Source organism: Streptomyces sp. NPDC017520, assembly GCF_044329855.1.
In the GTDB taxonomy this organism is placed as follows: Bacteria; Actinomycetota; Actinomycetes; order Streptomycetales; family Streptomycetaceae; genus Streptomyces.
Map to the genome: position 1 here is coordinate 406,824 of NZ_JBIRKB010000008.1, position 20,643 is coordinate 427,466.

Below are 20,643 nucleotides of genomic sequence, written 5' to 3' on the forward strand. Positions count from 1 at the left end.
GTGCGGCGGGGCTCCCCGTTCAGCTCTCGGCACCCGCCGGCTGCGCCTGCGCCGGCGGCCCGGACGGCCTGGCCTCGGCGACCACCGCCTCCACGGGTACGGCCTCGCCCGGACGGGCCGCCGCTTCCACCGCCACGGGGACCTGCTCCGTCGCGGGCCCCTCGTCGGCGGGCTCCCCCGACGGAGCCGCCTCCATCGGGGGGTGCCGGTCGGGCAGCAGGTCGAGCACCGCCTGCCGGTGCGCGTCGCTCGTGGCGTCGTCGTACGGGTCCGGGGTGGCGGGCACCTGGAGCCGCAGGACCGGGCCCGCGCCGAGGCGGACGTAACCGCGCCCCGGGGGGACCTCGGGCGGCGGCGTGGTGTGCGGTTCGGTTCCGAGGACGGCCTCGATCTGCTCGCGGGATGCCGGTCCGAGGACCGCGCGGGCGCGGGTGTGGGTCGTGACGGTCTCGGTGAGGGTGTCCAGCGTGTCGAACTGCTCGGCCAGCACGACGGTGACCTGGGCGGCCCGGCCGTGCCGCAGCGGGATACGGAGCAGCTCCAGCGGGTCGGGCCTGCCGTCGGCCGCCGCGAGATGTCCCAGGGCGCCGGGGCGGTCCAGCAGGATCCACAGCGGCCGCCGGATGTCGTCCGGCACGGGGTGGCCGCTCTGCCGGGCCCGGTTGGCGGCGATCAGCCGGCGCTCCGTCTCGTGTGCCGCCCACTCCAGCGTGGCCAGCGCCCCACCTAGGCCGGACTCCACGGCGAGGACGCCGCCGCGCCCGGCGAGGGCGCCGTACTCACCGGTGCCGCTGCCGTCGACGACGATGACGTCGCCGTCCCGGAGGGCCTGGAGGGCGATCGAGCGGACCAGGGTCGTGGTGCCGCCGCCGGGCTGTCCGACGGCCAACAGGTGCGGTTCGGTGGAGCGGTGGCCGGTCCGCCAGACCACGGGCGAGGCGTCCACCGTCATGTCGCCGTCGCGCACGGGGACGGTGCGCGAGACGGCGTCCGGGTCGGTGAAGCCGAGCACCGTCTCGCCGGGCGCGGTGACGAAGCGCTGGGCGGCGACCGTCGTGGGGAGCGCGTCCAGCACGGTCATGACGAGACGGTTGGCCTCCTCGTCCCAGCCGAAGTGGTACTCGCGACCCCGGCCGGACTTGGTGTGGAGCAACTGCTCGATCCGGGAGCGGGCGGCCGGCTCGCCGTCGGTGAAGTACGCGGGGTAGGAGATCCGCAGACGGGTGAGCCGCCCGTCGGCGTCGAAGGCGTACCCGTCGAAGGCCTTCCCCCAGTCGCCGCCGTGGGCGAACAGCGGATCGGGGTCGTCGGGCGTCGAGAAGTACGGCACGAGCGCCTCGTACAGCGACCGCAGACGCGCGGTCTCCGCGTCGTCGGGCCCGGTCCTCACCGGGGTCCGCTCCCGCCCCTTCCACGCGGCGGCGCCCATCACCGTGACCAGGGCCAGGATCGGCCCGTAGGGGACGAGCGCCACCACGAGCACGCAGGCCGCGGCCAGGAGCAGCTTGGGTCCACGCCGCTCCTTGGGCGTCGCGACCCAGTTCCGCCGGCCGGACACGGCCAGCAGCCGTAGACCGCGGACCACGGTGATCAGCGGATGGAGGACATCGGTGGCACTGTCGGCGGCCGTGCGCGCGATCTCTCTGCCGCGAGTGATCGAAGCGCCGCCGCTGCTCAGAATGCGGGGGAGTGGTCGCCGTGCCACGTCGGTCTCCTGTAGGGGTTGGAGCGGTTGCGGAGCGTCAGAACTTGATCCCGCCCAGCAGGCCGGCGAGGCTCGCCCCGCCCGCCGTGATGCTCGGGGCGATGGCGGTGCCGGCCAGGTAGAAGCCGAACAGGGCGCAGACGATGGCGTGGGAGGCCTTGAGCCCGTCCTTCTTGAAGAACAGGAAGACGACGATGGCGAGCAGTACCACGCCCGAGATGGAAAGGATCATGAGTGGTTCTCTCCTGGTCGAAGGGGACAGTCACCATGAGTCCTTCCAGGATCACGAGAAGTATCTATATGACAAAAGGTGCAATCGAGTGAATATCCCGCAGTTTCACTTGACTGGCTCACAGAAGTAGGCCCTCGGGGAGCGGCATCACCTCCTCCGTGCCGGGCAGGATCAGCCGCGGTGATCCCTTGCCGTATCCGGGCCGGGTCATGTCGGCCCGGGAGCAGTACCCTGTCGATTCACTCGTACGGTCCCGTGCCGTACTCCCCACCAGGTCAACCGCGGCGGCGACAGCCGTGTCAGCAGTCAAGGAAGGCGGTCCGTCCGATGAGCGAAACCCCTGATCCCGAGGTGGTCGAGCTGGCGACCAAGGTCTTCGACCTGGCCCGCGCCGGCGACACCGAGGCGCTCACCGCGTACGTGGAGGCCGGAGTCCCCGCCAACCTCACCAACGACCGGGGCGACACACTGCTCATGCTCGCCGCCTACCACGGGCACGCCGGGACGGTCGCCGCCCTCGTCGCCCGTGAGGCCGACCCCGACCGGGCCAACGACCGGGGCCAGACCCCGCTGGCCGGAGCCGTCTTCAAGGGCGAGGACGCCGTCGTCGACGCACTGCTCGCCGCCGGCGCCGACCCGGCCGCCGGAACGCCGTCCGCGCTGGACACGGCCCGGATGTTCGGCAAGACCGACCTGCTGGAACGCTTCGGTGCCCGGTGAGACACCGGCGGGCGCGCCCCATCGCGCGTCCGCCGTGGGCTCCGCTGACCGGTCCGTCGTAAATGTGGTCGCGGTGGCGAAATGGCTGGGTCATCATGACGTCGCGGGCCCGCTCAGGGCCACCGACGAGAGGCAGAGGAAGATGCTCTTCACCAGGCGAAAGACGGCGGTCGGCCGATCATGTCACTGCGCGGCGTAACGGTGTCCCCCGGACACTCCCGCGTGCCGAGAGGCACGGGGCACTGCACAGTCCCGGTTGCGTCGACAGCTTGATGTGAGGCTTTCTCCCATGTTCGATCCGTTCATAGCGCCGAGCGGCACCCTGCTCGGCCTGTTGCAGAGGGGCCGCGGCGACGGCACGCTCCACGCGCTCGCCGCACCGCGCCCCGAGGCCCTCGCGGCTCTCAACCACTGCGTCGTGAGCGACCCCCGTCACGACTGGCAGGTGGAGAACCGCTCCCTCTACTACGCGCGCCTCTACCTCGACCTCGACGGCGGTATCGAAGAGATCGAGCGGCACCTCGCCGATCCCGACGACCACCTCGACACCGACGACTCCCGCACCGGTCTGGCGCTGTCCGTCCTCGGCCACCTCGCCTCCTACGGGCGCGACGACGCCCTGGCCCTGCTCCGCCGCTACGCGGCGACCGGCGCCAACTGGGCCTGGGCCCTGGACGAACTCGCCCTGCGCGACGACGACGCCGGCCTGCGCTCCCTCGCGCTGCCCGTCCTCGCCCGCTTCCCGGCCACCGACCAGGGCTCGGCCGACCTCGCCGCCGCCGTACGGGACTCCTTCGAGCCGCGCCCCTGGCGCCTGTGGGCCGACGACCCGCGCGCGGCGGTCGGCGCCCGGGTCAGGGCCGCCGGCGAACAGGGCTCGTTCGACCGATGGCAACGCCAGATGCGCCCCGGGGGTCCCCGCCCCGGCTGGAGCGTCCAGGCCGTCTTCGACTGGGCCCAGCAGGCCCTGGAACGCGGCAGCGAACTGCACGTCCCCGCGGCCCGCTGCCTCTCCGCCGTCGCCGGACCCGACGACCTGCCCCAGATCGTCGAGGCCGCCCGCAGCGGCCCCGAAGGCGCCCGCTGCGCCGCCCTGCACTACCTCGCGGAGGCGGGCGACCCCGCCGTCCTCGACCTCATCGAGGCCGCCGCCGTCAGCCCCGCCCGCACCGTCGCCGACACGGCCATCGCCGCCTTCGAGCGGATGACCTGCGACGACGCCGTGGAACGGGCCCGGCGCTGGACCCACCGCCCCGACGCACTCGGGGCCTCGGCCGCCGGAGTGCTCGCCTGCCGAGGCACCGCCCAGGACGCTCCCCAAGTCCTCGGCGCGCTGCGGGAGGCCGTACGCGGCGACGGACCCGACGCCCCCCGGCTGTGGACCCTGGTCGACGGAGCGGGCCGCCTCGGCATCGCCTGCGCCGCGCCCGTGCTGCGCCACGTCTACCGCGAGACGTCCTCCTCGCACCTGCGGGGCAGGGCCGCCCGCGCCCTGGCCGCCACCGACCCGTCCTACCCGACCGGGTTCGCGGTTGAGTGCCTCTGGGACTGCGAGGAGACCACCCGCGAGGTGGCCGCCCTGCACGCCGAGACCGGAGACATCCGCGTCGCCGAACGGCTGCGCCGCCTCGCCGCCGACCCGGCCGAGGAGGCCGAGGTCCAGACGGCGGTACGGAGCCGGATCGGGCCGGACGCACCGGCTCTCTGACCGCACGGTCCCCAGGAGGAGGGTCGTTGTCAGACCCTCCTCCTACGCTTTTCCCATGGACATCTACGAGTGGTGGGGGCTCGTCGAACGGGCTCGCGAAGCGGCCGGGGACAGGGCGGACGACCGGGATCCGCCCGACGACCCCCTGCCCGGAGCCCTGACCGACGTGCTCGCGTCCCTGGAGCCGGAGCGGATCGCCGCCTTCGCCGTCACCGCGGTGGACGTGGCCCGGTCCGCCTACCGGTGGCCCCTGTGGAACGCGGCCTACCTCATCGAGGGCGGCTGCGGCGACGACGGCTTCATGGACTTCCGCGACGGGCTCGCCCTCCTCGGCCGGGAGACCTTCACCCGGGCGGTGGCCGATCCGGACACGCTGGCCGGGCTGCCGGTGGTGATCCGGATGAGCCGGGGAGAGCGCGGCTGGATCGGGTACGAGTCCCTGAACGCCCCGATCGCCGAGGCCTACCACCGCCTCCGCGGCGAGAGGGCCTCCCTCGACGCCGCGGTCGAAGCGGCGCTGCGCGACCGCATACGCCCGGCGGACCCGGCGGACCCGGCGGACCCGGCGGGCGAGGGCTGGGACGCCGAGGACGCCGCCGCGAACCGCCGCCATCTGCCCCGGCTGGCCGCCCTCTTCAAGGACTGAACCCCTAAGGACGCCGCGGCCCTGTGGATGCCTCGGGCCTGCGAGCACGCGGGCGCGGGCAGAGAATGGCGCCATGACCGGACGCTGGGAGTTCTGGATCGACCGGGGCGGCACCTTCACCGATGTGGTCGGCCGCCGCCCCGACGGCCGCCTGATCACCCGCAAGCTCCTCTCCCACGACCCCGCCCGCTACGACGACGCGGCCGTCGCCGGAATCCGGCTGCTCCTGGGTCTGGACCCCGGCGAACCGGTGCCCGTCGACCGGGTAGCCGCCGTCCGGATGGGCACCACGGTCGCCACCAACGCCCTGCTGGAACGGCGGGGCGAGCCGACCGTGCTCCTGATCACCGAGGGCTTCCGGGACGCCCTGCGGATCGCCTACCAGAACCGGCCCCGCCTCTTCGACCGGCACATCGTCCTGCCCCAGTCCGTCCACGAACGCGTGATCGAGGTCCCCGAACGCCTCGACGCCCACGGCCGTACCGTACGCCCTCTCGAACTCGACCCCGTACGCGAACGGTTGCGCGCCGCCCACGCCGACGGTCTGCGCAGCGCCGCCGTCGTCCTGATGCACGGCTACCGCCACCCCGCCCACGAACGGGCCGTCGCCGAGGCGGCCCGTGAGGCGGGCTTCACCCAGGTCAGCAGCTCCCACGAGGTCAGTCCGCTGATCAGGCTCGTCCCCCGCGGCGACACCACGGTCGTCGACGCCTACCTCTCACCCGTCCTGCGCCGGTACGTCGACGAGGTCGCCGCCCGCCTCGACGGCATCCGGCTGATGTTCCTCCAGTCCAACGGCGGCCTGCGCGAAGCCGCCCGGTTCCGCGGCAAGGACGCCGTCCTCTCCGGACCGGCCGGGGGCGTCGTCGGCATGGTCCGCACGTCGCGGCAGGCCGGATACGACCGCGTCATCGGGTTCGACATGGGCGGCACCTCCACCGACGTCTCCCACTACGCCGGCGCGTTCGAACGGGAACTGGGCACCGAGGTCGCCGGGGTCCGGATGCGCGCCCCGATGATGAGCATCCACACCGTGGCGGCCGGCGGCGGTTCCGTCCTGCACTTCGACGGCAGCCGCTACCGCGTCGGCCCCGACTCGGCCGGCGCCGACCCCGGCCCCGCCTGCTACCGCCGGGGCGGCCCCCTCACCGTCACCGACGCCAACGTGATGCTCGGCCGCGTCCAGCCCGGACACTTCCCGGCGGTCTTCGGCGAGGGCGGCGACCTCCCGCTCGACGCCGACCTGGTGCGGACGCGGTTCGCGGCGCTCGCCGACGAGGTGGGGCGCGCCACCGGGCGACGACCGGACGAGGCGGAAGCGGCGGCGGGCTTCCTGGAGATCGCCGTGCTCAACATGGCAGGCGCCGTCAAGAAGATCTCCGTGCAGCGCGGCCACGACGTCACCCGCTACGCCCTGACCGGCTTCGGCGGCGCGGGTGGCCAGCACGTCTGCGCGGTCGCCGACGCCCTGCGCATCGACACGGTCCTCGTCCCCCCGCTCGCCGGGGTGCTCTCCGCGTACGGCATCGGCCTGGCCGACGCCACCGCGATGCGCGAGCAGTCGGTGGAGGAGGAACTCGACGAGGCCGCCCGGGAGCGCGTGGAGAGGCTCTGCGCGGAGCTGGCCGACCGTACCCGCGAAGCCCTGAGGGCCGACGGAACGCCGGACTCCGCGATCACCACACAGGCCCGCGTCCTGCTGCGGTACGCGGGGACGGACGCGGCGCTGCCGGTGGACCTGGACACGGAGTCCGCCATGGCCGAGACGTTCGCCGCCGCCCACCGGGCCCGGTTCGGCTTCACGATGGACAGACCCGTCGTCGTCGAGACGGTCACGGTGGAAGCCACCGGAGCGACCGATGCGACCGGAGCCACCGGTGCCACTGGTGCGACCGGTCCTGCCGCGCCCGGCACGGGCTCCGGTCCGCGCGACGGCCACCGCGACACCCCGCCGCGCCCGGCCGGCACCGTGGACCTGTACGCCGAGGGGCGATGGCAGCGGGCCCCGCTGCACCGCCGGACCGACCTGCGCCCCGCCGACACCGTCACCGGGCCCGCCATCGTCGTCGAGGACGACGCCACCACCGTCGTCGACCCCGGCTGGCGCGCCGAAGCGGCCCCCACCGGACATCTCGTCCTCACGCGCCGCAGCCCCCGCCCCGAACGCACCGCCGTCGGCACCCGGGTGGACCCCGTGATGCTGGAGGTCTTCAACAACCTCTTCATGTCGATCGCCGAGCAGATGGGCGTCCGCCTGGAGAACACCGCCCACTCGGTCAACATCAAGGAACGCCTCGACTTCTCCTGCGCCCTGTTCGACGCCGGGGGCAACCTGATCGCCAACGCCCCGCACATCCCGGTGCACCTCGGCTCGATGGGCGAGTCGATCAAGGAGGTCCTGCGGCGCAACGAGGGGAGACTGCGCCCCGGCGACGTGTACGCCGTCAACGACCCGTACCACGGCGGCACCCACCTGCCCGATGTCACCGTGGTGACCCCCGTGTTCGACGAGGGCGGAGCAGGAGAGCCGGACCGCCTGCGCTTCCTGGTGGCCTCACGCGGACACCACGCCGAGATCGGCGGCATCACCCCCGGCTCCATGCCCGCCTTCAGCCGGACCATCCACGAGGAGGGCGTGCTCTTCGACAACTGGCCGCTCGTCCGCGACGGCCGACTGCGCGAGGACGAGACCCGCGACCTGCTCACCTCCGCCCCGTACCCCTCCCGCGATCCGGACACCAACGTGGCCGACCTGCGCGCCCAGATCGCCGCCAACGAGAAGGGCATCGCCGAACTGCGGCGCATGACCGACCAGTTCGGCGCCGACGTCGTGGACGCCTACATGGGCCATGTCCAGGACAACGCCGAGGAGTCCGTACGCCGCATCGTCGCCGGACTGCACGACGGGCACTGCCGCTACGAGACCGACAGCGGGGCCGTGATCCAGGTACGGCTGACCGTGGACCGGGACGCCCGCAGCGCCCACCTCGACTTCACCGGGACCTCGCCCCAGCAGCCCGGCAACGCCAACGCGCCCCGGTCCGTCGTCATGGCCGCCGTCCTCTACGTCTTCCGGACCCTCGTCGGGGAGGACATCCCGCTCAACAGCGGCTGCCTCAAACCCCTGGAGGTGACCATTCCGCCCGGGTCCATGCTCGACCCCGCCTATCCGGCGGCGACCGTCGCGGGCAACGTGGAGACCTCCCAGGCGGTCACCGGAGCCCTGTACGGAGCGATCGGCGGCCAGGCCGAGGGATCCGGCACCATGAACAACCTCACCTTCGGCAACGACCACGTCCAGTACTACGAGACGATCGCCAGCGGATCGGGCGCGGGGGACGGCTTCGACGGAGCCGACGCCGTCCAGACCCATATGACCAACTCCCGGCTCACCGACCCCGAGATCCTGGAGTGGCGGCTCCCCGCCCTGCTGGAGGGCTTCGCCGTCCGGGACGGCAGCGGGGGAGCGGGGCGGTGGCACGGCGGCGACGGCGTCGAGCGGCGCATCCGCTTCCTGGAACCCGTCACGGTCGCGCTGCTCTCCGGACACCGCCGCGTCCCGCCGTACGGAGCGGGCGGCGGCGACCCGGGGGCGCGAGGGGAGCAGCACATCGAGCGGGCGAATGGCGAACTGGTCCCGCTGGAGGGCTGTGACACCGCCGAACTGGACGCCGGAGACGTGCTCGTGGTGCGCACACCGGGCGGCGGAGGATACGGACCCGCAGAGACCTGAACCCCTCCCGGAGCCGGTCGCATAAACGCCGTTTCGACCGTTGTCGGTGCGAGGACCTAATCTGTCCCACGTGACTTCGCCTGCCTACCCGGACGCCACCTCGACGCAGCTCAGCGCGGGGCCGCGGCCTGCCCCGGGCCCCGCCGCCGACGAGGGGCTCTCGCGGCGGCTGCGCGCGCTCGCGTGCACGGCGCCGCTGCACGACCTCGACGTCCGCAAGGCGAATCTGGCCGGCGAGTACACGGTGTACGCCATGGCGGAGGTCGCCCTCGCCGCGATCGACCACGTCACGCTCAACATGGACTTCGACACCGGAGCCGACCACGACCAGATAGTGGCCAGACTGCTGCCCCGGGTCGGCGCCCAGGCCCCCGACCGCCCGGTCGCCGAGCACGAACGGGTCGCCCGCTGGGTCCTGGAGAACCTGATCAACGTCGGCAGCGTCGACCGCGGCTTCCGCGCGGTCTACGGCACGTTCGGCCCCGACGGCGTCTACGTCCGCCGGGATTACGACTTCAAGCTCATCGAAGAGGTCCCGGGCTACGGTGGCACGGTCTATCTCCGCGCCACCGACGAAGCGGTCAACGTCCTGGTCGGCGCGTTGGACACCGATGTGACCAGCGCCCAGATCGCCGCCGAGGTCAAGCTGGAGGTCCTCATCAGCCGGGGCCGCCTCGCCGACGCCCAGCTCGCCGCCGAACAGGCCCGCTACCGCACCGTGCAGTACGCCGAGACCCTGCGCCGCACCCTGGAGGCCACCCGGCGCAACGTCCGCGCCGTCGACTGGCTCCACACCGTCCCGGACATGATCGCCGAGGCCCTGGACCACGTGGCCGACCGCTACCGCCACGAGAACGCGATCCTCACCAACATCCGCAAGGCACGCGACGAGGCCGAGGAGCCCGAGCACAAGCGCCGGGCCGCCGAGCTGGTCGACATCGTCAAGGACTGCATCCGCCGCCACACCCAGCTCCAGTCCCGGCTCCTGGAGGCGGGCCCCCTCTTCCGCGCGGAGCAGGACCGGCAGGCGTTCGCCCCGCCCGCCGCCCACCCGGGGCTCGACCTGTACGGGCAGCTCCTCGCCCCGCTCCTCCCCCTCCCCGTCGAACAGTCCACGCGTGCCACCGACGCCTTCTTCGCCCACGGCACCGGACTGCGCACCCCCACCTCCGTACGGGTCGCGGACCTGGTCGACCTGCTGCTCACCCCGCCGCTGGAGCGCGAGCACCTGGGCGCCGAGATGCCCGAGCCCGACCTCATCGCCACCCCCGACGACAGCCGGTTCAGCGAGGAGCAGCTCGCCCGCGCCACGACCCTGCTCGACCTGGAGCACGACGCCCCGCGCCGGCTCTCCGGACTGCTCGCCGAAGCCCGCGGCACCGGAGACACCGACCTGCCGTACCTGGTCGCCCTGCTCGCCGTCCACGCCGCCAGCCCGCCGGTCGGCACCGCCTACCGCCAGGGCGAACGACGCCTGTTGTTCGCCGTGGACGACGGGGCGCAGCTGGACGACCCGGAGTTCGGCGGCGCCGACCTGATCGTGGGCACCGCCCTGCTGGACGCCGTCGGCATGGCCGCCGACCGCAAGGAGGCCTCATGACCGGCCCCGCGGCCTCCGTCGTGGACAGCCCCGCGGCCTCGGTCATGACCTGCCTCGCGGCCTCTGTAGTGGCCGGCCCCACGGCCTCCGTCATGACCGGCCCCGCCGCTTCCGTCATGAACATCCCCGCGCCTTCCGCCGTGACCGGGCCCGCCCTCCGTCCGCACCCGCACGATTTCCGTACCGAGGAGTCCCAGCCGTGAGCGACCACGACGCCGAGCACCCCGACGCGTGGACCGAGCCCTCCGCGTACGCCGGGCCCGCCACCCCGCACGGGGGCGACTCCGCGCACCCCGGCGCCGCCGAGCCCGTCGGACAGACGCCTGTCACCCCGGCCGACGCCGCCGACGCCGCCCGCCTGGTCTCCTTCGGGCTCCAGCCCAAGCTGCTGCCCGCCCGCGACGCCGAATACGCCGACCTGCTGCGGCGTTACCGCGAGGAGAGCGCCTTCGCCCGGCTCGCCGACGCCGTCGCCACGGGCCTCGGCCTCATCGTCCTGGAGGTCTCCCCGCGCGCCGGGATGGCCGTGACCGCGGGCGAGGACTCCGTCTTCGCCGTCCGCATGGGCGACTACGCCCGCCGTGCGTCGTCCGACGCCGCCGACCGCTTCCTGCACGGCCTCGCCCACCTCGCCGTCGCCGCCCTGGCTTTCCCCCGCCCCGAGGACCTCGCCGACGACGCGTACATCGGCCGCATCACGGTCAACGGCGTCGACGCCTTCGTACGCCAGGCCTGCCGGCGGCTGGAGGAGCGCGCCGAGGAACAGGGCGACAACACCGACCCGGCCAGCGACGCCCCCGGACTCGAAGCCGGCTGGCGGATCTACGCCCGCCGCAGCTCCACCGGCGCGACGAAGGACGCCCGTCGGCTCGCCGGATCCACCACCGGCATCATCGGCAAGGCCGTCGCCTTCCTCACCGACTCCGGCTTCCTCCAGCGCACCGGCGACGACGCGGGCGGTGCCTACCGCACCACCGCCCGCTACCAGCTCCAGGTCCGCGACCTGGCGGGCAGCGCCGCCATGGCCGAACTGCTGGAGCTCGGCGTCGTCCCCGTCACGGACGGCTCCGCCACCCTGCTGCCGCCGCCCGACCCCGACAGCATGGAGCTGGCCGCCGACGCGGGCCTGCCCTTCCACTCCTGACCTTTCACTCCTGACCTTTCCTTCTGACCTGACCTGACCTGACCTGACCGGCCGTTCCCGACCGGCCCGCACGCCCCGCACCTGCCGCTCCGCCCCCGCTCACCGAACGACGAGAGTCCGCCGCCATGTACGAGTTGTCCCGGGTCCGCCTCTACTCCATCGGGCCTGCCGGTGCGCGCTACGCCGACACCGTCCTCGACCTGCGCGGCGTCGGCGCACCCGTTCCCAGCCCTGCCCCCGCCCAGGCGGAGTTCTTCGAGGACGAACCGGTCGGTCCGCCCCGGCGCCCCGCCCCCGCGGGAGTCCTTTTCCTGGAGAACGGCGGCGGCAAGTCCGTCCTGCTCAAGCTGATCTTCTCGGTGATGCTCCCCGGCCACCGCAACACGCTCGGCGGCGCCAGCTCCGGCGTGCTGCGCAAGTTCCTCCTCGCCGACGACTGCGGGCACGTCGCCCTGGAGTGGCAGCACACCCTCACCGGTGAGTGCGTCGTCGTCGGCAAGGTCAGCGAGTGGCGCGGCCGGCAGGTCTCGGGCGACCCGCGCAAGTTCGCCGAGGCCTGGTATTCGTTCCGGCCCGGCCCCGGGCTCAGCCTGGACAGCCTGCCCGTAGCCGAGTCCTCCGCCGTGGGCCGCCCCGCCGAAGGCGTCTCCGGCGCACGCGGCAGGCGGCGCACCATGAAGGGCTTCCGCGACGCGCTGATGGACGCGGGCAAGTTCTACGCCCACCTCGACGTGCACTGGGAAGAGATCCACGACCGCTGGAACGAACACCTCGGCGACCTCGGTCTCGACCCCGAACTCTTCCGCTACCAGCGCGAGATGAACGCCGACGAGGGCGAGGCCGCCGGGCTCTTCGCGGTGAAGAAGGACTCCGACTTCACCGACCTCCTGCTCCGCGCCGTCACCGACACCCGCGACACCGACGGACTCGCCGACCTGGTCAGCGGCTTCGGCAACAAGCTGGGCCGCCGCGCCGAGCTGACCGCCGAACGCGACTTCACCGCAGGCTCCGTGGAGCTCCTCAACCGGATCGTCGAGGCCACCGACACCCGCGCCCGCGCCCGCGACATCCACGCCGGCGCCGAACGCCGCACCCGTACCCTGGCCCGCCGGCTGACCGCCCGCGCCGCCGAGGAGCGAGGCCGCACCGCCGAGCTGGCCGAACGGGTCACCGCCGCCGCCCACACCGTCACCGAGGCCGAGTCCACCCGGGGCAGCCGTTCCCTGATCGCCGCCGAACTCGCCTACCGGCACGCCTCGCTGGCCCTGACCGCCGCCGAGAAGAGCGCCGCCGCCGGCCGCAAGGAGCTGGTCGAGGCCCGCACCCTGCACGCCGCCTGGCAGGCCGCCGAAGCCGTCCTGCGCCACCGGGCCGCCGCCGACCGCTCCGCCAGGGTCGCCGTCGCCATCCGCGAAGCCGAACGCGACGCCGCCCCCGCCCTCGCCGCCCGCTCCGCCGCCGCCACCGACCTCGTCCGCGCCCTGCACCGGGCCGCCGAGGAGGGCGAGCGCGTCGCCAACGAGGAGGAGGAGCGCTCCGACACCCTCCAGGCCACTGGCGAACGCGCCCACCGCGACGCCACCGTCGCCGCCACCGAGGCCCAGCGCGCCCGCAGCGAGGCCGGGCACCTGCGCCAGCGCCTCGCCGAAGTGGGCCAGGAGACCGCCGAAGCCGTCAAGGCGGGCTGGCTCGACGACACCGCGCCCGACGCCGATCCCGCCCGCGCGGCCCTCGCCGCCAGCGACGCCGAACAGTCCGCCGTAGCCGCTTGGGACACCGCCCGCGAAGCCGCGCGCGCCGCCGCCGACACCGCCCGCGAGGCGGCCGTCGCCGAGAGCCGCGCCGATCTGGCCGCCGCCCGCGCCGCCGACGGGGCCAGGGCGGCCGAGCAGAGCCACGAGGACGAGCTCCGCGCCGTCGAATCCATCGCCGCCGACCCCCGCCTGGGCGACCTGCTGGGCCTCCCGTCCGGCGCCGGCGTCCCGCACCCCCGCAGGGAAGCCGCCGACGAACCGTCCGGACCGGACCGGGGGCCCGGGGCCCGCCCCGGCCCGGGGGCCGACGACGGCACGGCCACCTCGGCCGAACCGGCCGCCGATCGCGCCGTGGCCCTCGCCGACCAGCCCGCCGTCACCCAGCAGCCACTGACCGCCGAGGAGTTCGACCGCAGCGCCGACGAGCTGCGCGACCTCCTCGACCAGTCCGTCGCCGCGGCCGAGCGCCGCCTCTTCGACCTGCGCACCGCCGCCGCCGACGACGCCCGCATCCTCGGCGCGCTCGGCGAGGGCGGGCTGCTGCCGCCAGGACCCGACGTCCTGGCCACCGTCGAGTATCTGGGCGAACACGGCATCCCCGCCCTGCCCGGCTGGCGCTATCTCGCGCAGGCCGTCGACCCGGCCGACCACGCCGCCGTCCTCGCCGCCCGCCCGGAGCTCGTCGACGGTGTCGTCATCACCGACCCCGACGCCCACACCCGCGCCCGCGAGGTCCTCGGCGGCGCGGCCCTGCTGCCCCGCTCCGCGGTGGCCGTCGGCACCGCCGCCGCTCTCCTCGCCCCCGTCCCGGCCGCCGGCACCGGCTCCGACGCGCAGCACGACGGCGTCTTCCTCGTCCCGCCGAACCCGGCCATGCACGACGAACACGCCGCCGACGAGGAGCGCCACGCGCTGCGCAGCCGCGCCGCCGCCCGCGACGAGGACATCAGGACGCTCGCGGCCCGCCTCTCCGGGGACCGCGCCCTCGCCGCCCGCATCGGCTCCTGGCGCGCCGACTGTCCGCCCGGGATGCTCACCGAACTGGCCGAGGCCGCCGCCACCGCCCGTACGGCGGCCGAGAGCGCCGAGGCCGTCCTCGCCGAGGCCCGCACCGCCCGCGCCGAGGCCGACGAGGCCGCCGCCGACACCGCCCGGGTCCGCGACGAGCGCCAGGAAGCCGCCCAGCGGGCCCGCCGCGCCGCCGACGCCCTCGCCGGACTCGCCCACCGGCTGCGGGAGCGCGCCGGCTGGCAGGTCCGGCTGCGCGAACTGGTCGACGAGGCAGCCGAGTCCGAGGCCCGTGCCGCCGTCTGCCTCGACCTCGCCCGCGCCGCCGACGAGGACCGCAGGGCCGCCCAGCGCGCCGGGGACGACGCGCGCCGCACCGCACGCGCCCTGCGAGCCGAGCGCGCCGAGATCGCCGGCGTCCCCGAAGTCCTCCCCGAGGAGGACGCGTCGAAGGCCCGTACCGCCCTGCCCACCCTGCGCGAGGCCTACCGGGCCGCTTCCCAGCTCTACGAGAAGGTCGGCGTCGGCGCCGACCTCCGCGCCGAACAGGCCCGCGCCGAGAGCGACGAGAGCGCCGCCCTCGCCGAGCTGGACCGCCTCACCAACAAGGTCCGCACCCGCGCCGCCCAGCTCCTGGAGGGCACCGACGGAGCCGACGGCCCCTCCCGCCAGGCCGCCGCCGCCCGCGCCGAGGCGCACGTCCAGCTCCTGGAGACCCGCGCCTCCACCGCCAGCGAACATCTGGGACGGCTGCGCGGCGAGGCCGAACGGCTCGCCCCCGACGACGAGCGACAGCACCACACCGAGCTGCCGGACGACCTGGTCCCGGCCGACGCCGAAGGGGCCCAGGCCCTCCTGCGTACCGCCACCGCCGAGCTGGCGGAAGCCACTGCGTCCCTGGACACCGCCCGGGCCGCCCACAGCGAACTGCTGCACGCCCACCGCACCGCCGAGGACTCCGCCGGCGGCTTCGACGAGACCGCGGCCCTGCTGCGGGACCTCCTGCGCGACCACGGTACGGAGGACGGCACCGAGCACCCCGACCCCTACCCCGGCACCCTGGAGGAGGCCCGGCAGTCCGCCGCCGAGTCCCGCCGCTCCCTGCGTGGCTGCAACACCGACCTCTCGGCGGCCGAGAGCGCCGTCCGGGAAGCGAGCGACGTCCTCGTCCGGCACGCCAACTCCACCCGTTACGAACAGGTCCGCACCCCGGCCCGCCAGCAGATCCGCGAGCTGCCCGCCTCCGCCCTGCCCGAGCACGCCCAGAGGTGGGCCGACGCCTTCGCCCCCCGGCTCCGCGTCCTCACCGACGAACTGGTCCAGCTGGAACGCAACCGCGACTCGATCGTCGACCGGCTGCGCGGCCTGGTCGACTCCGCGCTCACCACCCTGCGCTCCGCCCAGCGGCTCTCCCAGCTCCCCGAAGGGCTGGGGGAGTGGTCGGGGCAGGAATTCCTCCGGATCCGCTTCGAGGAACCCGACCAGGCCACCCTCACCGAACGCCTCGGCGAGGTCGTCGACGAGGCCACCCGCGCCGCCCTCAAGAAGAATTCCGACCTGCGCCGGGACGGCATGTCCCTGCTGCTGAGGGGCGTCGAGGCGGCGCTGCGACCCAAGGGCATCGCGGTGGAGATCCTCAAGCCGGACGCCGTGCTGCGCGCCGAGCGCGTCCCCGTCGGGCAGATGGGCGACGTCTTCTCCGGCGGGCAGTTGCTCACCGCCGCCATCGCCCTCTACTGCACGATGGCGGCGCTGCGCAGCAACGACCGGGGCCGCGACCGCCACCGGCACGCGGGCACCCTGTTCCTCGACAATCCGATCGGCCGCGCCAACGCCACGTACCTGCTGGAACTCCAGCGGGCGGTTTCGGACGCGCTGGGCGTGCAACTGCTGTATACGACCGGCCTGTTCGACACGACTGCGCTCGCCGAGTTCCCCCTCGTCATCCGGCTGCGCAACGACGCGGACCTGAGGGCGGGGCTCAAGTACATCAGCGTGGAGGAGCATCTGCGTCCCGGTCTGCCGCAGCAGGACCCGGACGGAGAGACGGTCCACGGCGAGATCACGGCGACCCGCATGTTCAGAAGGAACGAGCAGACGGCCGCCGAAACCCCGGCACCACGCCCCGGCGCCTGACCACGGGCCGCCGCCACCACCGCTGCCGGTCGGGCGGATCCGCCCGACCGGCAGCGGTGACCGAACCGCGGAGCGATCCCGTCAGCGATGGCGATCCGCGGTCAGGTCTGCGGATCAGGTCCGCGATCAGTTCCGCGGATCAGGCCTGCGGTCAGGTCCGCGATCAATTCCGCGGGCAGGTCCTCGGATCAGGCCCGGGAGAGGTCTCCGGTCTTCCGGCGACCGTCCATGCCACCACCTGTGCCGTCCCGCTCGGCGGCGCGCTCGGCCCGGCGGGACCGCCGCCGCTCACGACGTATCTGCCGGGCCGAACTGCTCGGCACCGACACCACGCCGTTGCGCTGGTTCCATACCTGCCGGGTCACCCAGACGTCTAGCACCGACCAGGTGGCGACCACCGTGCTTGCCACACTGCTGAGCACCATCGGGAAGGCCAGCCAGGAGCCGGTCAAGGTGCTCAGAAAAGCGACCATCGCCTGGATGATCGTCAGCGACATGATGAGCACGGCACGCACGGCGGCCGTCCGCACCGCGTCGGGCATCCGTCGCTTCGACGCCGGCTCCTCCACCCACAACTGCCGCGGCGCCCGTGCCCCGTCCGCGGCTTCCGTATCCGCGGCCGCCGGTGCTCCGGCGCTCCCGCGTTCCTGCGTGCTCAAGGACCTTCAACTCCCCACCACTGTCCGACTTCAGGGTGGCTGCCCGGCTTGCGCCGGTTCTACGCGGGCGGAACACGTCCTCCCTGCCGCGCACGACCCCACCGTGCGTCTACCCCGTACATATGGACGAACCACCCGTCCCGAAGATTCCCCTGGAAAACGCCCGCAGGGCACAGAAGGGCACGGAGCGAAGAATTCCAGCCAACTGATACGTGCTGGTGCTGACTGGTCCAGCCGGTATCCTCTGTCGCTTTCGCGAATTTCATCTCCGGGAATACGGGGACAACTTGTGATCAAGTCCAGGGTGGACGGCTGAAAATCATCCGGACGTGTCTTCGAGTTGTCTCTGTGTCAGTAGTAGGCTCGCGCCGTTTATTGACGCAGGACGGACCTCGCCCGCGTCCGCCCGATGCGCGCCGGTGTACGCACGGTGCGCGGCGGGGCAGGGCCGAGGGACGACCGGGAGAAGACCACCCCCGCGGTGCGGGGCCGAGCTGGGGGAGGCCATGCGCTTTCGCGGGAAGTCCATCCGCAGGAAGATCGTGGCGTTGCTGCTGGTGCCGCTCGTCTCCCTCACGGGCCTCTGGGTCTTCGCGACCTACGTCACCGCACGTCAGGCCGATGAGCTGATGAGCGCCGGATCCATCGTGGAGAAGGTCGGTCACCCACTGGAGGAAGCCGTCCGAGCCGTCCAGGACGAGCGACGGCAGACACTGGTCTTCCTCGCCGATCCCCGGGCCTCCGACGCCCTCCCCGTCCTCATGGGCCGGCGCGCCGCCACCGACCGCATCGTGGGCCAGGTCAGGGAGAACGCCCGGGAGCAGGACGTCCGGGAAGCGCTGAGCGCCTCCGACGCGAGCCGCCTGGACGCGATCCTCAGCGCCGTCGACGGACTGGACGCCCTGCGCGCATCGGTCGAGAAGCGCACCATCAGCCGGGCCAGGGCGCTGGACTTCTACAATGGCCTCGTCGATCCCTCGTACCGCTTCCTCACCGGACTCCACACCCTGGAGAACGTGTCGATGGACCAGCAGATGCGGGCCCTGGTCGGGGTCTCCCGGGCCCGGGAGATGCTCTCCCGCGAGGACGCCCTGATCGCCTCGGGCCTCATCGCGGGCCGCTTCACCACCTCCGAACTGCGCCAGATATCCGGCTTCGTGGCCCAGCGCGAGCTGCTCTACGAGGTCAGCCTGGGCAACCTGCCCGCCGCCGAGCGCCGACGCGTCGAGCAGTTCTGGGGCAGCCCCGACACCGAACCCCTGCGCACCGCCGAGGACGCCCTCATCGCCGCCGGTCCGACGAAGCGCCCCGGCGCCGTCGAGGCCGACCACTGGGAGGAATCGGCCGTCACCGTCCTCGACCGGCTGGCGGGCGACGCCACGGAGATGGGCAACCGTTTCCAGGACCGCGCCGAACCGGCCGCCTACCGGGTCCTCGTCCAGGCGGGGATCGCCGGAGTCCTCGGCTTCCTGGCCCTGATCGTCTCGGTCTTCGTCTCCGTACGCATCGGCCGGGAACTCGTCCGCGACCTCTCCCGGCTGCGCAAGGACGCCCACGAGGTCTCCGGCGTCCGGCTGCCCAGCGTCATGCGCAGGCTGGCCGCGGGCGAGCCGGTGGACGTCGAGACCGAGGCCCCGCACCTCAGTTACGAGCCCGACGAGATCGGCCAGGTCGGACAGGCGCTCAACACCCTTCAGCGGGCCGCCGTCGAGGCCGCGGTCAAGCAGGCGGACATGCGGCGCGGCGTCTCCGAGGTCTTCGTCAACCTCGCCCGCCGCAACCAGGTGCTCCTGCACCGTCAGCTCACGCTGCTGGACGCGATGGAGCGCCGCACCGAGAACGGCGACGAGCTGGCCGACCTGTTCCGCCTCGACCACCTCACCACCCGCATGCGGCGCCACGCCGAGGGCCTCGTGATCCTCTCCGGCGCCGCCCCCTCCCGCCAGTGGCGCAAGCCCATCCAGCTGATGGACGTCGTGCGGGCGGCCGTCGCCGAGGTCGAGGACTACGAACGCATCGAGGTCCGGCGCCTCGCCCGGATCGGGGTGGGCGGCCCCGCCGTGGCCGACCTCACCCACCTGATCGCCGAACTCCTGGAGAACGCCACCGTCTTCTCACCCCCGCACACCGCGGTCCAGGTACACGGTGAACGCGTCTCCAACGGCTTCACGCTCGAAATCCACGACCGGGGCCTCGGCATGGCCCCCGAGATCCTCCTCGACGCCAACCTGCGGCTCGCCGAGACCCCCGACTTCGAGCTCTCCGACACCGACCGGCTGGGCCTGTTCGTCGTCAGCCGGCTCGCCCAGCGGCAGAACGTCCGCGTCTCCCTGCAGAAGTCGCCGTACGGAGGCACCACCGCGGTCGTGTTCATCCCCGCGGCGCTGCTCACCGACGCCCCCGACACCCACGGCACCGGGTTCCGCCTCGACCGTCGGGCCGAGCGGGCGCTCGACAGCGGCCGGAGCTCCGACGCGGCGCAGGTCGCGCCGAGCACGGCCCCGGACGCGGAGCGCCGCGTCAACGGCAGGTCCCCGGTCCTGTCTCCGGTGCCCACCGGGCTCACCGCACCGGGCGTCCTGGACGGGCCGGTCGAGCTGGAGCCCCCGGTCGGCCCGCTGGACTTCACCGGCGACCCGCTGGACCGATCGCCGGATTCGGATCCGGAACTGGACCCGGCCCTCGGCCCCGTCCTGGACGGCGTGTCCGACTTGGAGGACACCGAGAGCGAGCGAGGCGGCATCTTCCGCGCCCGGGACCCGCGCCGCGAGGGCGACCGCGAGCCCCGCCGCGACCAGCCCGGCTCCCTGCGCCGGGCCCCCGACCGGGACCAGCACCAGCAGGCCCGCGACCACGCCGACGAGCCCACGGCGGAGGTGCGCCCGATGCGCCCGGCGGGACCCGTTCCGTTGCCGCGCCGTACCCCGCCGACGCTGGTCACCGACCGGGGCCGCCGGGTCGACGACCCGGGCGACGACCCGGTCGAGACCCCCGGGAAGGCCACCGGCCCGGTCCCGCACACCGCCGAGCGGAAGCCCGAGGCGGCCGGCAGGTCCCGGACCACCGACGCGCCCTGGACCGTACGAGCCGCCGTGCACCGTTCGCCAGAGACGCACCACACGCCAGAGACGCACCACACGACAGAGACGGACCGCGTGACGGAGCCACCCCGTGCCGCGGAGCCGCGCCGTGCCACAGGGGCATCCCGCGCCACGGCAGCACCGCGCGTCACAGAGCCGTACCCGGCCCCCGGGGCACGGCACGACAGGACTCCGTCCCCGGCCGGCCCACCGGCGCCCGACACCGTGGGCGGACTGCCCCGGCGGGTCCGGCAGGCCAGCCTCGCCCGTCAGCTCCGTGAGGAATCCGCGGACCGGACCCCGCAGCGGGCACCCGTGGACACCTTCGACGACGGCGAGCGCGACGCGGACGAGGTACGCGACCGCATGGCCTCCCTCCAGCGGGGCTGGCAGCGCGGCCGTCGGCAGAACGCCGCCGAATCCACCGCGAACACCGATCCCACCGCGAACACCGATCCCACCGCGAACACCGATCCCACCGCGAACACCGATCCCACCGCGAACACCGATCCCACCGC

12 protein-coding genes are annotated in these 20,643 nt (G+C 73.8%); 9 read left to right on the plus strand and 3 right to left on the minus strand.

The genetic code is table 11. The features are described from left to right. Positions 1-19 precede the first annotated feature (19 nt). A complete protein-coding gene (locus ACH4KB_RS21910) occupies positions 20-1,705 on the minus strand; it encodes a hypothetical protein (RefSeq protein WP_398067549.1) in 1,686 nt (561 codons plus the stop codon). 37 nt (positions 1,706-1,742) lie between these two features. Continuing rightward, positions 1,743-1,937 (minus strand): hypothetical protein, encoded by a 195-nt coding sequence (locus ACH4KB_RS21915; protein ID WP_003970432.1) that lies wholly within the window; start codon positions 1,935-1,937, stop codon positions 1,743-1,745. 327 nt (positions 1,938-2,264) lie between these two features. On the opposite strand from ACH4KB_RS21915, the gene ACH4KB_RS21920 reads away from it, so the two are divergent. The 8 genes from ACH4KB_RS21920 (at position 2,265) to ACH4KB_RS21955 (ending at position 16,386) form a co-directional block, all read left to right on the plus strand. Then, on the plus strand, positions 2,265-2,657 hold the full coding sequence (locus tag ACH4KB_RS21920; protein ID WP_018960616.1) for an ankyrin repeat domain-containing protein: 393 nt from the start codon (positions 2,265-2,267) through the stop codon (positions 2,655-2,657). A 289-nt stretch (positions 2,658-2,946) separates the two neighbouring features. Then, entirely contained in the window at positions 2,947-4,365 is a 1,419-nt protein-coding gene (locus ACH4KB_RS21925) for a HEAT repeat domain-containing protein (protein WP_398067550.1), read from the plus strand. Between the two features lie 55 nt (positions 4,366-4,420). Further along, complete coding sequence (locus tag ACH4KB_RS21930) at positions 4,421-5,011, plus strand: DUF4240 domain-containing protein (RefSeq protein ID WP_398067551.1); 591 nt, start codon at positions 4,421-4,423, stop codon at positions 5,009-5,011. A gap of 73 nt (positions 5,012-5,084) precedes the next feature. Then, on the plus strand, positions 5,085-8,744 hold the full coding sequence (locus ACH4KB_RS21935; protein WP_398067552.1) for a hydantoinase B/oxoprolinase family protein: 3,660 nt from the start codon (positions 5,085-5,087) through the stop codon (positions 8,742-8,744). 70 nt (positions 8,745-8,814) lie between these two features. Then, positions 8,815-10,344, plus strand: coding sequence for a hypothetical protein (locus ACH4KB_RS21940; RefSeq protein ID WP_398067553.1), 1,530 nt, complete (start codon positions 8,815-8,817; stop codon positions 10,342-10,344). Continuing rightward, a complete protein-coding gene (locus ACH4KB_RS21945; RefSeq protein WP_398067554.1) occupies positions 10,341-10,547 on the plus strand; it encodes a hypothetical protein in 207 nt (68 codons plus the stop codon). Before ACH4KB_RS21940 ends, ACH4KB_RS21945 begins: the two co-directional genes overlap by 4 nt. Continuing rightward, entirely contained in the window at positions 10,544-11,488 is a 945-nt protein-coding gene (locus ACH4KB_RS21950; protein WP_398067555.1) for a hypothetical protein, read from the plus strand. Before ACH4KB_RS21945 ends, ACH4KB_RS21950 begins: the two co-directional genes overlap by 4 nt. A 125-nt stretch (positions 11,489-11,613) precedes the next feature. Next, entirely contained in the window at positions 11,614-16,386 is a 4,773-nt protein-coding gene (locus tag ACH4KB_RS21955; RefSeq protein ID WP_398067556.1) for a hypothetical protein, read from the plus strand. Between the two features lie 188 nt (positions 16,387-16,574). On the opposite strand, the gene ACH4KB_RS21960 is transcribed toward ACH4KB_RS21955, so the two are convergent. Then, entirely contained in the window at positions 16,575-16,928 is a 354-nt protein-coding gene (locus ACH4KB_RS21960) for a hypothetical protein (RefSeq protein WP_398067583.1), read from the minus strand. A 623-nt stretch (positions 16,929-17,551) separates the two neighbouring features. On the opposite strand from ACH4KB_RS21960, the gene ACH4KB_RS21965 reads away from it, so the two are divergent. Continuing rightward, the coding region (locus ACH4KB_RS21965; protein WP_398067557.1) for a nitrate- and nitrite sensing domain-containing protein at positions 17,552-20,643 on the plus strand (3,092 nt) is incomplete at its 3' end.